The 15,290-nt window shown below is 73.5% G+C and carries 16 protein-coding genes; 14 read left to right on the forward strand and 2 right to left on the reverse strand.

Annotated features, from left to right (window positions below; all coding sequences use genetic code 11):
* Positions 1-20: 20 nt before the first annotated feature.
* From RB146_10185 to RB146_10250, 14 genes are all read left to right on the forward strand, one after another.
* Entirely contained in the window at positions 21-1,664 is a 1,644-nt protein-coding gene (locus RB146_10185; GenBank protein MDQ7829342.1) for a glycoside hydrolase family 3 N-terminal domain-containing protein, read from the forward strand.
* On the forward strand, positions 1,664-3,361 hold the full coding sequence (argS, locus tag RB146_10190) for an arginine--tRNA ligase (GenBank protein ID MDQ7829343.1): 1,698 nt from the start codon (positions 1,664-1,666) through the stop codon (positions 3,359-3,361). Before RB146_10185 ends, argS begins: the two co-directional genes overlap by 1 nt.
* Before the next feature lie 383 nt (positions 3,362-3,744).
* The gene (locus RB146_10195) at positions 3,745-4,980 is read left to right on the forward strand and encodes an S-layer homology domain-containing protein (protein ID MDQ7829344.1); all 1,236 of its coding nucleotides are present in this window, start codon (positions 3,745-3,747) and stop codon (positions 4,978-4,980) included.
* Positions 4,981-4,991: 11 nt separating this feature from the next.
* Positions 4,992-5,663: a fructose-6-phosphate aldolase gene (fsa, locus tag RB146_10200; protein MDQ7829345.1), complete on the forward strand. Its 672-nt coding sequence runs from the start codon at positions 4,992-4,994 to the stop codon at positions 5,661-5,663.
* 6 nt (positions 5,664-5,669) lie between these two features.
* Positions 5,670-6,947 carry a transcription termination factor Rho gene (gene rho / locus RB146_10205; protein ID MDQ7829346.1) on the forward strand — a complete coding sequence of 426 codons (1,278 nt, stop codon included), beginning with the start codon at positions 5,670-5,672 and terminating at the stop codon, positions 6,945-6,947.
* A gap of 477 nt (positions 6,948-7,424) precedes the next feature.
* Entirely contained in the window at positions 7,425-8,264 is an 840-nt protein-coding gene (locus RB146_10210; GenBank protein ID MDQ7829347.1) for a LysM peptidoglycan-binding domain-containing M23 family metallopeptidase, read from the forward strand.
* Between the two features lie 112 nt (positions 8,265-8,376).
* Positions 8,377-8,583 carry a 50S ribosomal protein L31 gene (rpmE, locus tag RB146_10215; protein MDQ7829348.1) on the forward strand — a complete coding sequence of 69 codons (207 nt, stop codon included), beginning with the start codon at positions 8,377-8,379 and terminating at the stop codon, positions 8,581-8,583.
* Positions 8,584-8,792: 209 nt separating this feature from the next.
* The gene (locus RB146_10220; GenBank protein ID MDQ7829349.1) at positions 8,793-9,374 is read left to right on the forward strand and encodes a hypothetical protein; all 582 of its coding nucleotides are present in this window, start codon (positions 8,793-8,795) and stop codon (positions 9,372-9,374) included.
* Between the two features lie 8 nt (positions 9,375-9,382).
* Entirely contained in the window at positions 9,383-10,459 is a 1,077-nt protein-coding gene (gene prfA / locus RB146_10225) for a peptide chain release factor 1 (GenBank protein ID MDQ7829350.1), read from the forward strand.
* Positions 10,460-10,502: 43 nt separating this feature from the next.
* Entirely contained in the window at positions 10,503-11,345 is an 843-nt protein-coding gene (prmC, locus tag RB146_10230; protein ID MDQ7829351.1) for a peptide chain release factor N(5)-glutamine methyltransferase, read from the forward strand.
* Complete coding sequence (locus tag RB146_10235) at positions 11,342-12,034, forward strand: L-threonylcarbamoyladenylate synthase (GenBank protein MDQ7829352.1); 693 nt, start codon at positions 11,342-11,344, stop codon at positions 12,032-12,034. The genes prmC and RB146_10235 overlap by 4 nt, the downstream gene beginning before the upstream one ends.
* Positions 12,031-12,477, forward strand: coding sequence for a ribose 5-phosphate isomerase B (gene rpiB / locus RB146_10240; GenBank protein MDQ7829353.1), 447 nt, complete (start codon positions 12,031-12,033; stop codon positions 12,475-12,477). Before RB146_10235 ends, rpiB begins: the two co-directional genes overlap by 4 nt.
* A 3-nt stretch (positions 12,478-12,480) precedes the next feature.
* Positions 12,481-13,110 (forward strand): uracil phosphoribosyltransferase, encoded by a 630-nt coding sequence (gene upp / locus RB146_10245; GenBank protein ID MDQ7829354.1) that lies wholly within the window; start codon positions 12,481-12,483, stop codon positions 13,108-13,110.
* Between the two features lie 6 nt (positions 13,111-13,116).
* On the forward strand, positions 13,117-13,599 hold the full coding sequence (locus RB146_10250; GenBank protein ID MDQ7829355.1) for a dCMP deaminase family protein: 483 nt from the start codon (positions 13,117-13,119) through the stop codon (positions 13,597-13,599).
* A 51-nt stretch (positions 13,600-13,650) separates the two neighbouring features.
* Here the strand turns inward: RB146_10250 and RB146_10255 are convergent, their stop codons facing one another.
* Together RB146_10255 and RB146_10260 are read right to left on the reverse strand one after the other, a co-directional pair.
* The gene (locus tag RB146_10255) at positions 13,651-14,646 is read right to left on the reverse strand and encodes an inorganic phosphate transporter (protein ID MDQ7829356.1); all 996 of its coding nucleotides are present in this window, start codon (positions 14,644-14,646) and stop codon (positions 13,651-13,653) included.
* Between the two features lie 16 nt (positions 14,647-14,662).
* Complete coding sequence (locus tag RB146_10260; protein MDQ7829357.1) at positions 14,663-15,277, reverse strand: DUF47 family protein; 615 nt, start codon at positions 15,275-15,277, stop codon at positions 14,663-14,665.
* Between the last annotated feature and the right edge of the window lie 13 nt (positions 15,278-15,290).

The following is a 15,290-nucleotide window of genomic DNA, read 5'->3' on the forward strand; positions in this document are numbered from 1 at the left end:
TCCGCCCCACGGCTGACCCCTTGCGCGTCCTCCCCACCGGCCCGCTGATGGGCCAGCTCCTCATGGCCGACTTCGACGGCCCCGAGCCCACCCCGTGGCTGCGTCAGCTCGTGGCCGCCCACGGGCTCGGCGGGGTCATCCTCTTCCGCAAGAACGTGCAGCACCCCGCTCAGGTGGCCCGGCTGTGCGCCGCCCTGCAGGCGCTGGCCGCCCGGGCGGGGTTGCCGCCGCTGCTCATCGCCGCCGACCAGGAAGGGGGCCCGGTGGAGCGCCTGCCGGTGGGGCTGCCGAGCGCCATGGCCCTGGGGGCTACCGGGGACCCCGACCTGGCCCTGGCGGCCGGGCGGCTCACCGGTCGCGTCCTGCGCGCCGCCGGGGTGAACGTGGACTTTGCCCCGGTGCTGGACGTGAACACCAACCTGCGCAACCCGGTGATCGGCATCCGCGCCTACGGCGACGACCCGGCCCTGGTCGCGCGCCTGGCGGGGGCCTTCGCCCGCGGCCTCCTGGCCGAAGGAGTGGTGCCGACGGGCAAGCACTTCCCGGGGCACGGCGACACCGACGTGGACTCCCACGAGGCGCTGCCGGTGATCCCCCACCCGCAGGACCGCCTCGAGGCGGTGGAGTTCGTCCCCTTCCGCGCGCTGGTCGCCGAGGGCCTCCCGGCCCTCATGACGGCCCACGTGGCCTTCGCCGCCGACGCGGGGCGGCTCCCCGCCACGCTCTCCCCCGCGGTGCTGGACGGACTGCTGCGCCGCCGGTGGGGATTCGACGGGGTGATCGTCACCGACTCCCTGGCCATGGCCCCCATCGCCGAGGGGATGGGGGTCGGTCCGGCCGCCGTGCAGGCGCTTGGGGCCGGTGCCGACCTGCTGCTCGCCTGCGGCGGGCCGGCGGTCCAGGAGGCGGTGCTGCGCGCGGTGGCCGACGCGGTGGAGGCGGGCGTGCTCACGCGCGAGCGGCTAGAGGCCTCGCATGCGCGGCTCAGGCGGCTGCGCCGCCTGGTCGCGCCGACGCGGCGCGGGATCGCCGCGGACGGGTCTGAGGCCGGCGCGGCCGGATCGGGAGCCGGGGCGGTCGGATCGGGCGGGGACGTGGAGGCCGTGCTCGCCGACCCCGCGCGGCAGCAGACCGTGGCCGCCATCGCCGACCGGGCGGTGACGGTGGTGCGCGACGACGCCGGGCTCGTCCCCCTGCCGCCAGCACCGCTGCGGGTGCTCACGCTCCTCCCGCCACCGCCGCGCAGCGATCCCGGCGACCTGGCCCAGCGCGTCCCCTCCCCGTCGCTGGGCGCCGCCCTGCAGGCGTGCGGGCGCACCGTCACCGAGGTCGTGCTCCCCGCGGGGGCGCCCTGGGACGGCGAGGTGGCGGCGGGGGAGGTGGTGGTGGTCGTCACCACCAGCCGCGGCCGCCCCGATCCCTGGCAGACGGCCGTGGCGCACCGCGCCCTGGCGGCGGGCAGACCCGCCCTGGTGGTGGCCGCGGGGACGCCCTACGACCTCCTCGCCCTCCCCGAGGCGCCGACCTACCTGGCCACCTACGGGTGGCAGGCGACGCTGGAGGCCGCCGCGCGCGTGCTCACCGGCCGCGTGGCGCCGCGGGGACGCCTGCCGGTGACGATCCCCGGCCACTATCCCGCCGGGCATGGTATCGTGCGGGCATAGTGTTCAAGGACGCCCTCCGCCGCCACCTCGAGGCCGCCGTCCGGCGGGCGATCGCCGCCGGCCGCCTGCCGCCGGTCGAGGTGCCGCCGGTCGAGGTGGAGCAGCCGCGGGGACGGCGCCACGCCGACTTCGCCACCAACCTGCCGCTCGTGCTGGCGCGCCGCGTGGGGCGGCCGCCTCGGGAGGTGGCCCGGGCCATCGTCGAGGCGCTCGACTGCTCCCCAGACCAGGTCGAACGCGTCGAAGTGGCCGGCCCGGGCTTCATCAACTTCTTCATCGCCTCGGCCTGGCTGCAGGCGCTGGTCCGCCACGTCCACGCCCAGGGGGACCGCTACGGGTCGCACGACGTGGGCGCGGGCCGGCGGGTGAACGTGGAGTACGTCAGCGCCAACCCCACCGGCCCCCTGCACATCGGCAGCGGGCGCAACGGGGTGATCGGCGACGTGCTGGCCAACCTCCTGGCGGCGCTGGGCTACGCGGTGACCCGCGAGTACTACGTGAACGACGCCGGCCTGCTGGTCCACACGCTGGGGCAGTCGGTGGAGCACCACTACCTGGCGCACTTCGGCATCGCCACCCCCTTCCCCGAGGACGGCTACCGGGGGGAGTACGTGCGCGAGATCGCCCGAGCGCTGGTCGAGCGCGACGGAGAGGCCTGGGTGCACCGCGACCCGGAGACCCGCGTGGCCGCCCTCCGCGACTTCGCCGTGGCCTGGTGCCTGGCCGACATCCGCCGCACCCTCGAGCAGTTCGGCATCTTCTTCGACGTCTGGTTCAGCGAGCGGTCCCTCTACGAGCAGGGGGCGGTGGACCGCGTCCTGGCGGCGCTGCGGGAGCGGGGCTTCCTCTACGAGCAGGACGGGGCGGTGTGGTTCCGCTCGACGCTGTTCGGGGACGACAAGGACCGGGTGATCATCCGCAGCACCGGGTGGCCGATGTACTACGCCGCCGACATCCCCTACCACCTGAACAAGCTCGAGCGGGGCTTCGACCTGCTCATCGACGTCTGGGGGGTGGACCACGCCGGCGACGTGGCCCGGGTGCGCGGCGGCCTGCAGGCCCTGGGCGTGGACCCCTCGCGGGTGGAGTTCCTCCTCTACCAGCACGTCCGGCTGCGTAACGAGGGGGAGCTGCTGCGCATGTCCCGGCGGCGGGGCGAGTACGTGACGCTGCAGGACCTCCTCGACGCCGTGGGGCGCGACGCCGCCCGCTACTTCTTCTGCATGGTCAGCCCCTCGGTGCCGATGGACTTCGACTGGCAGCTGGCCCGCCAGCAGAGCCAGGACAACCCCGTCTACTACGTCCAGTACGCCTACGCCCGCATCTGCAGCATCCTGCGGGAGGCGGAGGGGCACCCGCACGGACGGCGGTGGGTGCAGGCGGGCACGCTGGACGCGGCGGCCGTGCACGACGCCGACCTCGGGCAGCTCGTCGACCCCAGCGAGGCGGCGCTCATCCACGCGCTGGCCGAGCTGCCGGAGGTGGTCTACCAGGCCGGGATGCGCCGGGAGCCGCAGCGCCTGCCGGCCTACGCCCGGGACCTGGCCGCCGCCTTCCACGGCTTCTACACCCAGTGCCGGGTCCTCTCCGACGACCCCGCGCTGACGGCGGCGCGGCTGGTCCTGGTGGAGGCGGTGCGCATCGCCCTGCGTCGCACGCTGGCGCTCATCGGGGTGGCCGCCCCGGAGCGCATGTAGCGCCGCGGACGTCGCGGCGCGGGCATCACCCTCTTGGCCGGCTGTGTGCCGGTTGGGTATACTGAGCAGGAAAGACCCGATGCCGGGGCGAATGCCCCGGGCAACCGCAGGATGCGCCGCCTTGCGAGGTGGCCAGAGCCGGGAGGCCGCTGATGCGGTCGTCCCACCGATCGTCGCCCCGACGGTGTCGGGGACGTTCAGACGGACGGCCGACCCGACTCCCCCCGACGTGACAGCCCGATCTCGAGGATGCGCCGGCCGTTCTCCATGACCGCAACGACGGTGTGACCTGAGCCGCACAGCGTGGACTGCGCTCGCCCCGGCCGGCCGGGCAGAGCGGAGCGGGCAGCGGGCGTCAGGCCGGACCGGACAGGGAGGACTGCATGCGAAGCCTGGTCGTCGTCCTGATCGTGCTGGGCCTGGCCAGCCAGGCGGCCGCGGCCATCTTCAGCGACCTGGCCGGCCACCCGGCCCAGCGGGCCATCGAGCGCCTGGCCGCCAAGGGGGTGGTGGCGGGCGTGGGCGACCGCTTCCTCCCCGGGGAGCCGCTGACCCGACTGGACGTGGTGCGCTTCCTGGTGCGCCTGCTGGGGATCCCGGGGGAGAGCGCCCGGCTCCCCGCCTTCAAGGACCTCGACCAGATCCCCCCGGACGCCCGGCCGGCCGTGGCCGCCTCCGTGGGCGTGGGGACGGTCTCGGCGACGAAGGTCGAGGTGAAGAAGGGGGCGATCGTCTACACGCTGACCACGGACAAGGCGGCGTACGGCCCCGAGGAGCCGGTGCTGCTGACCTTCATCGTGCACAACACCGGGAAGACGGACGTCACCTTCGAGTACGCCAACTCGCAGTTCCACGACTTCATCGTGAAGGCGGCGGACGGCAGCGAGGTGGCGCGCTGGTCGCTGGGGCGGGCCTTCCTCCCGGTGGACAAGCCGGTGCCGCTCGCGGCGGGCAAGTCGCTGACCTTCCAGACCCGCTGGCGGCAGCTCGACCAGAACGACCGGCCGGTCCCGGTGGGGCGGTACGAGATCGTGGCCGTGCACACGACGAAGCAGGAGCCCACCCAGCTGGCGCTCTCCTTCCAGAAGGGCCTGGTGGTGGGCTACCCGGACAACACCTTCCGCCCGCGCCAGCCCGTCACCCGGGCCGAGCTGGCGGCCCTCGCCGTGCGGGCGGGCGGCCTGGATGCCGAGGCCTTCGCCCGGGCGCGCGCCCAGGTGGCGGCGGCGGACGGCGCTGCGGTGCCCGACTGGGCCCGGGGCAGCGTGGCCGTGGTCCTGGAGCGGAAGATGCTGCCGCTCCTGGACGGGGCCTTCCGCCCGGGCCAGCCGGCCACCCGCGCCGACGCGGCCGTGGCCCTGGACGCCCTGATGGTGCTACTCAACAAGTACGACTGGACCAAGGGCACCCTGCGGGCGGTGCAGCCCGGCCGGCCGGCCACGCTGGCCGTGGAGGACGACAAGAAGGCTGTGCGCACCTTCCGCGTGGCCCCGGCCCATGCCGTCTACCGGAACGACCGCCCGGCCACACTGGCGGAGCTGCGCCCCGGTGATGCGGTCCAGTTCCTCAAGCCGGCGGAGGTGGGCGACGTCGTCTACATCGAGGCGACAGGGAGGTAGGGACGGAGCCGATGCGGTTCTTCCTCGACACCGCGAACCTGGACGAGATCCGCCAGGCCACCGCCTGGGGCCTGTGCGACGGGGTGACCACCAACCCCACCCTGGTGGCCAAGGAGGGGCGCGACCACCGCACGCAAATCCAGGAGATCGCCAGGGTGGTCAGCGGGCCCATCAGCGTGGAGACCAGCAGCAACGACGTGGAGGAGATGGTGCGCCAGGGACGGGAGTTCGCCACCTGGGCGCCCAACGTCGTCGTCAAGGTGCCGATGACGCCCAACGGGCTGGTGGCCTGCCGGCGGCTGCGCAGCGAGGGCATCCCAGTGAACGTCACCCTGGTCTTCTCCGCCAACCAGGCGCTGCTGGCCTGCAAGGCCGGCGCCACCTACGTCAGCCCCTTCGTCGGCCGCCTGGACGACATCGGGCACGACGGGATGGAGGTGGTGCGCCAGGCCGTGGCCATCGTGGACCACTACGGCTTCGAGACCGAGGTCCTGGCCAGCAGCCTGCGCCACCCCCTGCACGTCACCGAGGCGGCGCTGGCGGGGGCGCCCATCGCCACGATGCCGTTCAAGGTGCTGGAACAGCTCTTCAAGCACGTCCTCACCGACGTGGGGCAGGAGCGCTTCCTGGCGGACGCCGCCCGGCTCCGTGCCGCCGTCGAACCACGACAGGCCAAGGTGTGATGATGCATGCTCGCGATCGCTGACCTCGAGAGCAAGACCCTCCCCGAGCTCCAGGAGCTCGCCAAGGAACTGAACATCCCCAACCTCCGCCGCTACCGGAAGCAGGAGCTGATCATGCGCATCCTGCAGGCCCAGACCGAGCGGGAAGGGCTGATGTTCCGCTCGGGGATCCTGGAGATCATGACCGAGGGCTACGGCTTCCTGCGCACCAGCGGGTACCTGCCCGGGCCCGAGGACATCTACGTCTCCCCCTCCCAGATCAAGCGCTTCGGCCTGCGGGTGGGGGACGAGGTCCTGGGCCAGGTGCGCCCGCCCAAGGACAACGAGAAGTACTTCGCCCTGCTGCGGGTGGAGGCGGTGAACGGCCTCGACCCCGAGCAGGCGCGCACCCGCCCGTCCTTCGAGAGCCTGACGCCGGTCTTCCCCCACGAGCGCATCAAGCTGGAGACGCCGGACGGCGACCTGACCACGCGGGTGGTGGACCTCTTCGCCCCCATCGGCAAGGGGCAGCGCGCCATGATCGTCTCCCCGCCCAAGGCCGGGAAGACCACGCTGCTGAAGAAGATCGGGCAGGCCACCGTCACCAACCACCCGGAGATCTACCTGATGGTGCTGCTCCTGGACGAGCGCCCGGAGGAGGTCACCGACATGCGCCGCTCCGTGGAGGCGGAGGTGATCGCCTCCACCTTCGACCGCCCGCCCGAGGAGCACATCCAGGTGGCCGACCTGGTGCTGGAGCGGGCCAAGCGGCTGGTGGAGGGGCGGCGCGACGTCGTCATCCTGCTGGACAGCCTGACCCGCTTCAGCCGGGCCAACAACCTGGTCATCCCCCCGTCGGGCCGCACCCTCTCCGGCGGCCTCGACCCCGCGGCGCTGCACCGTCCGAAGCGCTTCTTCGGGGCCGCTCGGAAGATCGAGGAGGGCGGGAGCCTGACCATCGTGGCCACCGCGCTCATCGACACCGGCAGCCGCATGGACGACGTCATCTACGAGGAGTTCAAGGGCACCGGCAACATGGAGCTGCACCTCAACCGGAAGCTCCAGGAGCGGCGCACCTTCCCGGCCATCGACATCAAGGCCTCCGGCACGCGGCGGGAGGAGCTGCTGCTCACCGACGAGGAGCTGCGCAAGGTCTGGGTCCTGCGCAAGAGCCTGGAGCAGCTCGATACGGTGGCCATGACCGAGCTCATTCTCGACCGCCTGCGCCGCACGCCCAACAACGCGGCCTTCCTGCGCTCCATCATCAAGAGCGCGGAGGAGGACGCGGTGGGCTCCGCGAGCTGATCCACACGCCCTGCCTGACCTGCTGAGCGCCCGCGCGGACGAGCGCGGGCGAGCGCGAGGCAGCGCGGCCGGCGAACAGAGGTTCGTCGGCCGCGCACGTCTAAAAATCCCTCAATGGAGGAGGAATCCATTCGGGAGCGTCGAATGACGCCATCCCAGAGGCGCAGGTCAGTCCGGCCCGCACTGCCCACATCGGGGGTTTCCACGTGCGCACGACCTTCCGCGGCCGGGCTTTGCCTGTTTCAGGCACGTTGATCGTTCGTTTACCGCCGTCCACCGTCGATGCGGCACCGCGTCCTCTGGATCGCCCTTGGCGCACTGCTGGCGGCTGCACCGCCCGTGCCGCGGGCCTCCTCCGCTCCGTTCGTCGACCCGGACACCGATGGCGTCCAGCGCACCGCCCGGACACCTCCGTCGTCGGCGGGGCCATCCCTCCCGGTCTCCTCAGGCACCGCCGCGGCACAGGGATCGCGGAGCGTGGTGATCGTCAGACAGGAGGGGGACATCGCCACGCTCGTCACCGTGCCCATCCCGGCAGGGGTCCTCTGGGGGCTGGTCCCCGCCGCTCCCTCCGCCTCCTCCGGGCCGTCGACCCGGCGCCGGTCGACCCGCTCCTCCGTCGCCTCGCCCGGGCCGACGTCGGGGCGCCGCGCGGCCGCCCGGCCCCCGCGCGCGCCGAACCGCACGGCTGCCAATGCCGCGGGGCAGGGCACCGTGCTTCCTCCGGGTTCAGCAACTGCAGCGCGTCCGGCGGGCGACGCCGTCACCTACCGGGTGCGCCGCGGGGACACGCTCTTCGCCATCGCCCGACGTCACGGCACGACCGTCCAGGCCCTCGTCGCAGCCAACCGGCTGGCCTCGGCGCACCGCCTCCGGCCCGGGCAGGTGCTGGCCATCCCCGGCCGCACTGCCGCGGCCGCAGCCGCCGCCCCGCGGTTCGTGCGGGCGCGCCTGGTGATGGCCTGGCCCACGCGCGGTGTGCTCACCTCCCGGTTCGGCTGGCGCTACCGCCGTCACCACGACGGCATCGACCTGGCGGCCCCCCACGGCACGCCGATCTACGCCGCCCGCGCCGGCCGTGTGGTCTTCGCGGGATGGTACTACGGGTACGGCCGCGCCGTGATCCTCGACCACGGCAACGGGCTGCAGACACTGTACGGGCACGCCTCGTCGCTGCTCGTGCGCGAGGGACAGCAGGTTGAGCGCGGCCAGCTGATCGCGCGCGTGGGCTGCACGGGCTCCTGCACCGGCAGCCACCTCCACTTCGAGGTCAGGCTGCGCGGGCGGGCGGTGAACCCGCTGGGCTACCTGCGCTGAGGCGCCCGTGGGCGCCTCGGGCCGGTGCGCCTCGAGCTGTGCTATACTGCACGGGTCGTCCGCGGCGACGCCCCTCAGGGTTGAGGCATTCCGGACACGCGAGGGTCGGACCATGAAGAAGGGCATCCATCCCCAGTACTATCAGGCCACGGTGACCTGCGCCTGCGGTGAGACGTTCGTCACAGGGTCGACGAAGGCGGTGATCCGGGTCGACGTCTGCTCGCGCTGCCACCCCCTCTACACCGGACAGCGCAAGCTGGTGGACGCGGAAGGCCGCGTGCAGAAGTTCGCCAGGAAGTACGGGTTGAAGGTCTCGTAAGGGGCTCCGCGGGCCCGGGCCTCGGGAGTGGGGCGGCGTCCTGGCCGCCTCACCGGGTGTACTGGCGTGCCTCCGCCACGACGGGTTCGTCTCCGCCCTGCCGCCCAGGAGAGCCGGTTGGGCATCGGTGCAGGCAGGTCCGGGGCGGGAGGCGATTTCCCCCCACCGGCCGGTCGCGCCAGCAAGCGCGGGCGTGTAGGATCTCCTCGGTGCTCACGGGCCTGCACACCGCCCTCGTCCGCCGGGCTCTGCTGCCACTGCGGGAACGGCACCGGGGAAATTCCACCTTCCACCGCCTTTGCTCCCTGCTGGCCTCCCAGTGGTGGCCGCCGGAACGCATCAGGGACGCGCAGCTGCTCCGCCTGCGGGCGCTCGTGGCGCGGGCAGCGGAGGCCCCGTACTACCGGGACCGCCTGCGCCAGGCCAGCGTGCGACCGGAGGACCTCAGGCAGGTGGAGGACCTGGCGGCGCTCCCCCTGTTGGAGAAAGCGGTCCTGCGGGAGCGACCGGATACCCTCAGCCCCCGGGGGCCGGATGGCGGCACCCGCCGCCGTCGCACAAGCGGCTCGACCGGTGTGCCCGTGGAGGTGTGGGTGCCCGCGGACGGCTGGGTGGCTGCCGCGCGCCTCATGCGCCTCGACTGGCGAGGGCAGGCCCGGGGCCCCGTGGCCCTCCTGCTCGACTGGGACCCCCATGACCCCCTCGCCGGCTGGTGCGCTCCCGGCCGCCTGCGCGTCGAGGGAACCCGGCTGGTGCGGCTGCGCACGCGGAGGGCGGGTCGCGGCGTATAATCGAAAAGATGCTCGACCAGACCGTCATCAACAGGCTGGAGGCGCTGCAGGCGCGCTACGAGGAGCTCACCGCGCTGCTGGCCGACCCGGCGATCCTGGCGGCACCGGAGCGGTACCAGCAGGTGGCCCGGGAGCATGCGTCCCTCGAGGCCACCGTGGCCCTCTACCGGCGGTGGCGCCGCCTCCAGGAGGAGGCCCGCGAGGCGCGGAGCCTGGCCCGCGAGGAGGCCGACCCGGAGCTGCGGGCCCTGGCGATCGGCGAGGCGGAGCGGCTCGAGGCCGAGGCCCGCGGGCTGGAAGACGCCCTGCGCCAGGCCCTCCTGCCCCCCGACCCGCACGCGCACCGGGACATCATCGTGGAGATCCGCGCCGGGGCCGGCGGAGAGGAGGCGGCCCTCTTCGCCGGCGACCTCTTCCGCATGTACAGCCGCTACGCCGAGCGGCGCGGCTGGCAGGTGGAGGTCCTGGAGGCCAGCCCCACGGGACTCGGCGGCTTCAAGGAGGTCGTCTTCGCGGTGAAGGGGCGCGGGGCCTACAGCCGACTGCGCTTCGAGAGCGGCGTTCACCGGGTCCAGCGGGTGCCGGTGACCGAGGCGGCGGGGCGCATCCACACCTCCACCGCCACGGTGGCGGTGCTGCCGGAGGCCGAGGAGGTGGACGTCCGGCTCCGACCCGAGGACCTAGAGGTCGAGACCTTCCGCGCCGGGGGGGCCGGCGGGCAGAACGTGAACAAGGTGGAGACCGCCGTGCGCGTCCGCCACCGCCCCACCGGCATCGTCGTGGCCTGCCAGGACGAGCGCTCCCAGTTCCAGAATCGGGAGAAGGCGCTGCGCATCCTGCGCGCCCACCTCCTGGAGCGCGCCCGGCGGGAGCAGCACGAGGCCATCGCCCGCCAGCGCCGGCTGCAGGTGGGCACCGGGGAGCGCAGCGAGAAGATCCGCACCTACAACTTCCCCCAGAACCGGGTCACCGACCACCGCATCGGCCTCTCCCTGCACCGCCTGGAGAGCGTCCTCGACGGCGACCTGGACGAGCTGATCGACGCCCTGGCCGCCGCCGACCGCGCCGCCGCCCTGGCCTCCTGACCGGGCAGTGCCACCGCCCCGCTCCGTCCGGGAGGCCTGGGCGATGGGCCGCGAGCACCTCCTGGCCGTCGGGGTGGAGGCGGCCGGGCTGGAGGCCGAGGTCCTGCTACGCCACGCCCTGCAGGTTTCCCGCACCGACCTGTACCGCGCCTGGGAGGCGCCGGTGGAGGCGGCGCAGTGGGAGCGCTACCGGGCGCTGCTGGAGGCGCGCGCCCAGGGCCGTCCCGTCCCCTACCTGACCGGCCGGCGGGAGTTCATGGGGCTGGAGCTCGCGGTCGACGAGCGCGTCCTCATCCCCCGTCCGGAGACCGAGGTGCTGGTGGAGGCGCTGCTGCACGTGCTGGCCGACCACCCCGCTCCCCGTGTGCTGGATGTGGGCACCGGCAGCGGCGCCATCGCGCTGGCCCTGGCCCACTTCCTGCCGCGCGCCCGGGTGCTGGCCACGGACGTCTCCGCGGCGGCGCTGGAGGTGGCGGCGGCCAACGCGCGGCGCCTGGGCCTGGCCGACCGGGTCGCCTTCGCCCGGGTCGACCTGCTCGGGGCGATCGGCCCGGCCGAGCGCGCCCGGTTCGACGCCGTGGCCAGCAACCCCCCTTACGTCGATCCAGACCTGGCGCGGCATCTGCCCCGGGAAATCGCCGACTACGAGCCCCGTCTGGCCGTCGTCGACCCCGGGGGCGGAACCACCTTCCACCGTCGGCTGGCCGAGGAGGCGCCGCACGTGCTGCGGCCCGGTGGGTGGCTCGCCGTGGAGGTGGCGGCAGGCCAGGCCCCCGCCGTCATCGAACTCTTCGCCCAGACCGGCGGCTACCAGGAGATCCGCACGGTGCGCGATCTGCTCGGCATCGAACGGGTGGTGATCGCCCGCCGCGCCAACAACCCATGAGCACCGCGGAGTCGTTATACGCGCTGTCCTTCCGCCCGGCGGTCCGGCACGTCCCCCGCCCCCTCGTGATCATCAACGTGCGGGGCACGCCGGACCCGCCGCGCCGGGCCGTGCGCCTCATCCAGGAGGGCGGGCTGCTGGCCTACCCCACCGATACCGCCTACGGGCTGGGGTGCGACATCTCCAACGCGGCGGCGGTGCGGCGCGTCTTCGAGGTGAAGCGCCGGCCGCTGGACGAGCCGCTGCCGGTGCTGGTGGCGGAGGTGGCGCAGGCGTGGACGCTGGCGGCCAGCCGGCCGCCCCTCGCCGAGCGGCTGGCGGCCCGCTTCTGGCCCGGGGCGCTCACGCTGGTGCTGCCGCGCGGCCGCCGCGTCCCGGCCCTCGTGGCCGGTGGCGGGGAGACGGTGGCCCTGCGCGTCCCGGACCACCCCATCCCGCGCAACCTGGTCCGCCTGGCGGGCGTCCCCATCGTGGGGACCAGTGCCAACCTCCACGGCGACCCCACCCCGACGCGCGCCGAGCACGTCGTCTTCAGCCTGGGGGACCGCATCGACATGCTGCTGGACGGCGGCCCCACCCCGCGGGGCCGAGAGTCGACCATCGTCGACCTCACCGAAGACCCGCCCCGGGTGCTGCGGGAGGGGGCGATCCCGCGCCGGGCGGTGGAGGAGGCGCTGGGGTGGCCATGAGGATCGCCCTGGCCAGCGACCACGCCGGACTCGCCCTCAAGACCCAGGTGCGGCGCCTGGTCGAGGCCTGGGGGCACGAGGTCATCGACTTCGGCACCTTCGACGACGAGCCGGTGGACTACCCCGACGTGGTCCTGCCGGCGGCGCGCGCGGTGGCCAGCGGGGAGGCGGACCGGGCCATCGTCGTGGGCGGCTCTGGGAACGGCGAGGCCATGGCGGCGAACAAGGTGCGGGGGATCCGGGCGGCGCTGTGCCACGACGTCACCACGGCGCGGCTGAGCCGCCAGCACAACGACGCCAACGTGCTGGCGCTGGGGGCGCGCATCGTCGGCCCGGAGGTGGCCACCGACGTGGTGCGCACCTGGCTGGAGACGCCCTACGAGGGCGGCCGCCACGTCCGCCGCCTGGAGAAGCTGCACGCGGCCGAGCGGGAGGGGGGCTGACTCGTGCGCAAGGTCCACGTCTTCGACCACCCGCTGATCCTGCACAAGGTGACGATCCTGCGGGACCGGCGGACGGGCCACAAGGAGTTCCGCGAGCTGGTGGAGGAGCTGGCCATGCTCATGGCCTACGAGGCCACGCGCACCCACCCGGTCCGCCAGCTCGAGGTGGAGACGCCGCTGGCCGTGGCCAAGGGCTACACCATCGCCGGCCAGGAGCTGGCGCTGGTGCCGATCCTGCGGGCGGGCCTGGCCATGGAGGCGGGGATCAGCCGGCTCATCCCCACGGCGCACGTCGGGCACGTCGGCATCTTCCGCGACCCGGCCACCCTCCAGCCGCACCGCTACTACGCCAAGCTGCCCCAGGACATCGCCGAGCGCACCGCGCTCGTCCTCGACCCGATGCTGGCCACCGGCGGCTCCACGGTGGCCTGCGTGGACATCCTCAAGGCGGCGGGGTGCCGGTCCATCCAGGTCATGGCCATCATCTCGGCGCCCGAGGGGATCCGGCGGGTCCACGACGCCCACCCCGACGTGGAGATCTTCACCGCCGCCGTGGACGACTACCTGAACGACCACGGCTACATCGTGCCGGGGCTCGGCGACGCCGGCGACCGGCTCTACGGGACGAGGTAGCGTCCCGTGGCGGCGCCGCCGTCGCCCCGGCCCAGCTGGGACGCCTACTTCATGCGCATGGCGCACCTGGCCGCCACGCGCTCCACCTGCCTGCGGCGCCGCGTGGGCGCGGTCATCGTGAAGGACAACATGGTCCTCTCCACGGGCTACAACGATACCCCGCGGGGGCTGCCCAACTGCGGCGAGGGCGGGTGTGCGCGGTGCGCCGGGGACGCGCCGTCCGGCAGCGCCCACGACACCTGCCTCTGCCTACACGCCGAGATGAACAGCGTGATCCAGGCCGCCTACCACGGCATCGCCATCGCCGGGGCGACGGTCTACTCCACCACCCTGCCCTGCCTCACCTGCGCCAAGATCCTGCTCAACGCGGGGATCGCGCGGATCGTCTTCGAGGGGCACTACCCGGACCCGCTGGCCCTGGAGGTCCTCACCCGCGCCCGCGTCGACCTGGTGCGCTACGCCGGGGAGGAGGTCACGCCGCTGGGCTGACGCGCCCCATGGGCACGCCCGGGGCGGGGGTGCACGTCCGCCCGGGCCTCCCTACAGGATCCAGCGCAGCAGGTAGGTCACCAGCGCGCCGATGAGCGCGCAGGCCGGGAAGGTCAGGACCCAGGCGGTGACGATCTCCGCCCCCACCCCCCACCGCACCGCCGAGAGCCGGCGGGTGGCCCCCACGCCCATGATCGCCGTGTTGATGGTGTGGGTGGTGCTGACGGGGATCCCCACGTGGGCGGCCAGGGTGATCAGCGTCGCCGCGGCGGTCTCGGCCGCGAACCCCTGGTAGGGCTCCAGCTTCGTCAGCCGCAGCCCCATGGTGTGGACGATCCGCCACCCGCCCACCGCGGTGCCCAGCCCCATGGTGACGGCGATGACGGCGATCACCCATAGCGGGATGTGGAACTCCGGCAGCACCCCGCCCAGCACCAGGGCCAGGGTGAAGACCCCCATGAACTTCTGCCCGTCGCCGGTGCCGTGGCTGAAGGCCATGAAGGCGGCGGAGAGGATCTGGAGACGGCCGAAGAGGCGGCGCACCGTGCCGAGCGGCACCCGCCGGAACCCCCAGGCGATGGCCAGCATGAGGAGGAAGCCGCCGGCGAAGCCCAGGAAGGTGGAGATGCCCAGGCCCTGCACCGTCTTCACCCACCCGCTGGCCTCCAGCGCCGCCGTGCCGCCGGTGGCGAACCCGGCCCCGGTGAGCGCCGCCACCAGCGCGTGGCTCTCGCTGGTGGGCAGGCCGCGCAGCCAGGCCAGCGTGCTCCACAGCACGATGGCCACCATGGCCGCGGCCACGGTGACCGTGTCCACGACGCGGGCGTCCACGAACCCCCGGCCGATGGTGATGGCCACGGCGGTCCCGCTGAGCGCCCCGACGAAGTTGAGCACGGCGGCCATGATCACCGCGACCCCGGGGGAGAGGACGCGGGTGGAGACCACGGTGGCGATGGCGTTGGGCGCATCGGTCCACCCGTTCACGAACTCCGCGGCCAGCACCAGCAGCAGGACGGGGATGAGGCCGAGCGGCAGGTGGAGCTCCACGGGCGGACGGCCCGCGCTACGTCCGCTTGGCCCGGATACCCGCCAGCACGTCGGCCACGTCCTCGGCCTGGTCGGTGGCGCGCTCGAGGGTCTCGTAGATGTCCTTCCACTTGATGACCTCGAGGGGCTGGCCGTTCTCGGCGAAGAGGCGGGCGATGGCCTCGCGGTAGACGTGGTCGGCCAGGTTCTCCAGGCGGTGGATCTCCTCGAGCTGCCCCTCGACGCGGTCGAGCCGGCGCAGGTTCCGCACGGCCTCGACCATGGCCTCGGCCATGTGCACGATGATGTGCGCCAGCTCCACCGCCGCCGGTGTGGGCTGGGTCACGCGGTAGTCCACCAGGCGGGCGGCCACCGCCTCGATCCAGTCGATGACGTTGTCCAGCTGGCGGGCCAGCGCGTGGATGTCCTCGCGGTCCAGCGGGGTGATGAAGGTGCGGTTGAGGCGATCCGTGATCTGGTGGATGATCTCGTCGCCCCGCTCCTCCGTCGCCTTGATGGCCGCCGCCTGTTCGGGGACCCGCTCGTAGCGCTCCAGCATGGCCTTGAGCAGGCGCGCCGCCTGCAGGATGTTCTCAGCGGCCTGCGCGAACAGGGCGAAGAAGACCTCCTCGCGCGGCAAGAGTCCGACCATGGCGCCCTCCTTC

It is taken from the genome of Armatimonadota bacterium, assembly GCA_031081585.1.
In the GTDB taxonomy this organism is placed as follows: Bacteria; Sysuimicrobiota; Sysuimicrobiia; order Sysuimicrobiales; family Humicultoraceae; genus Geohabitans; species Geohabitans tengchongensis.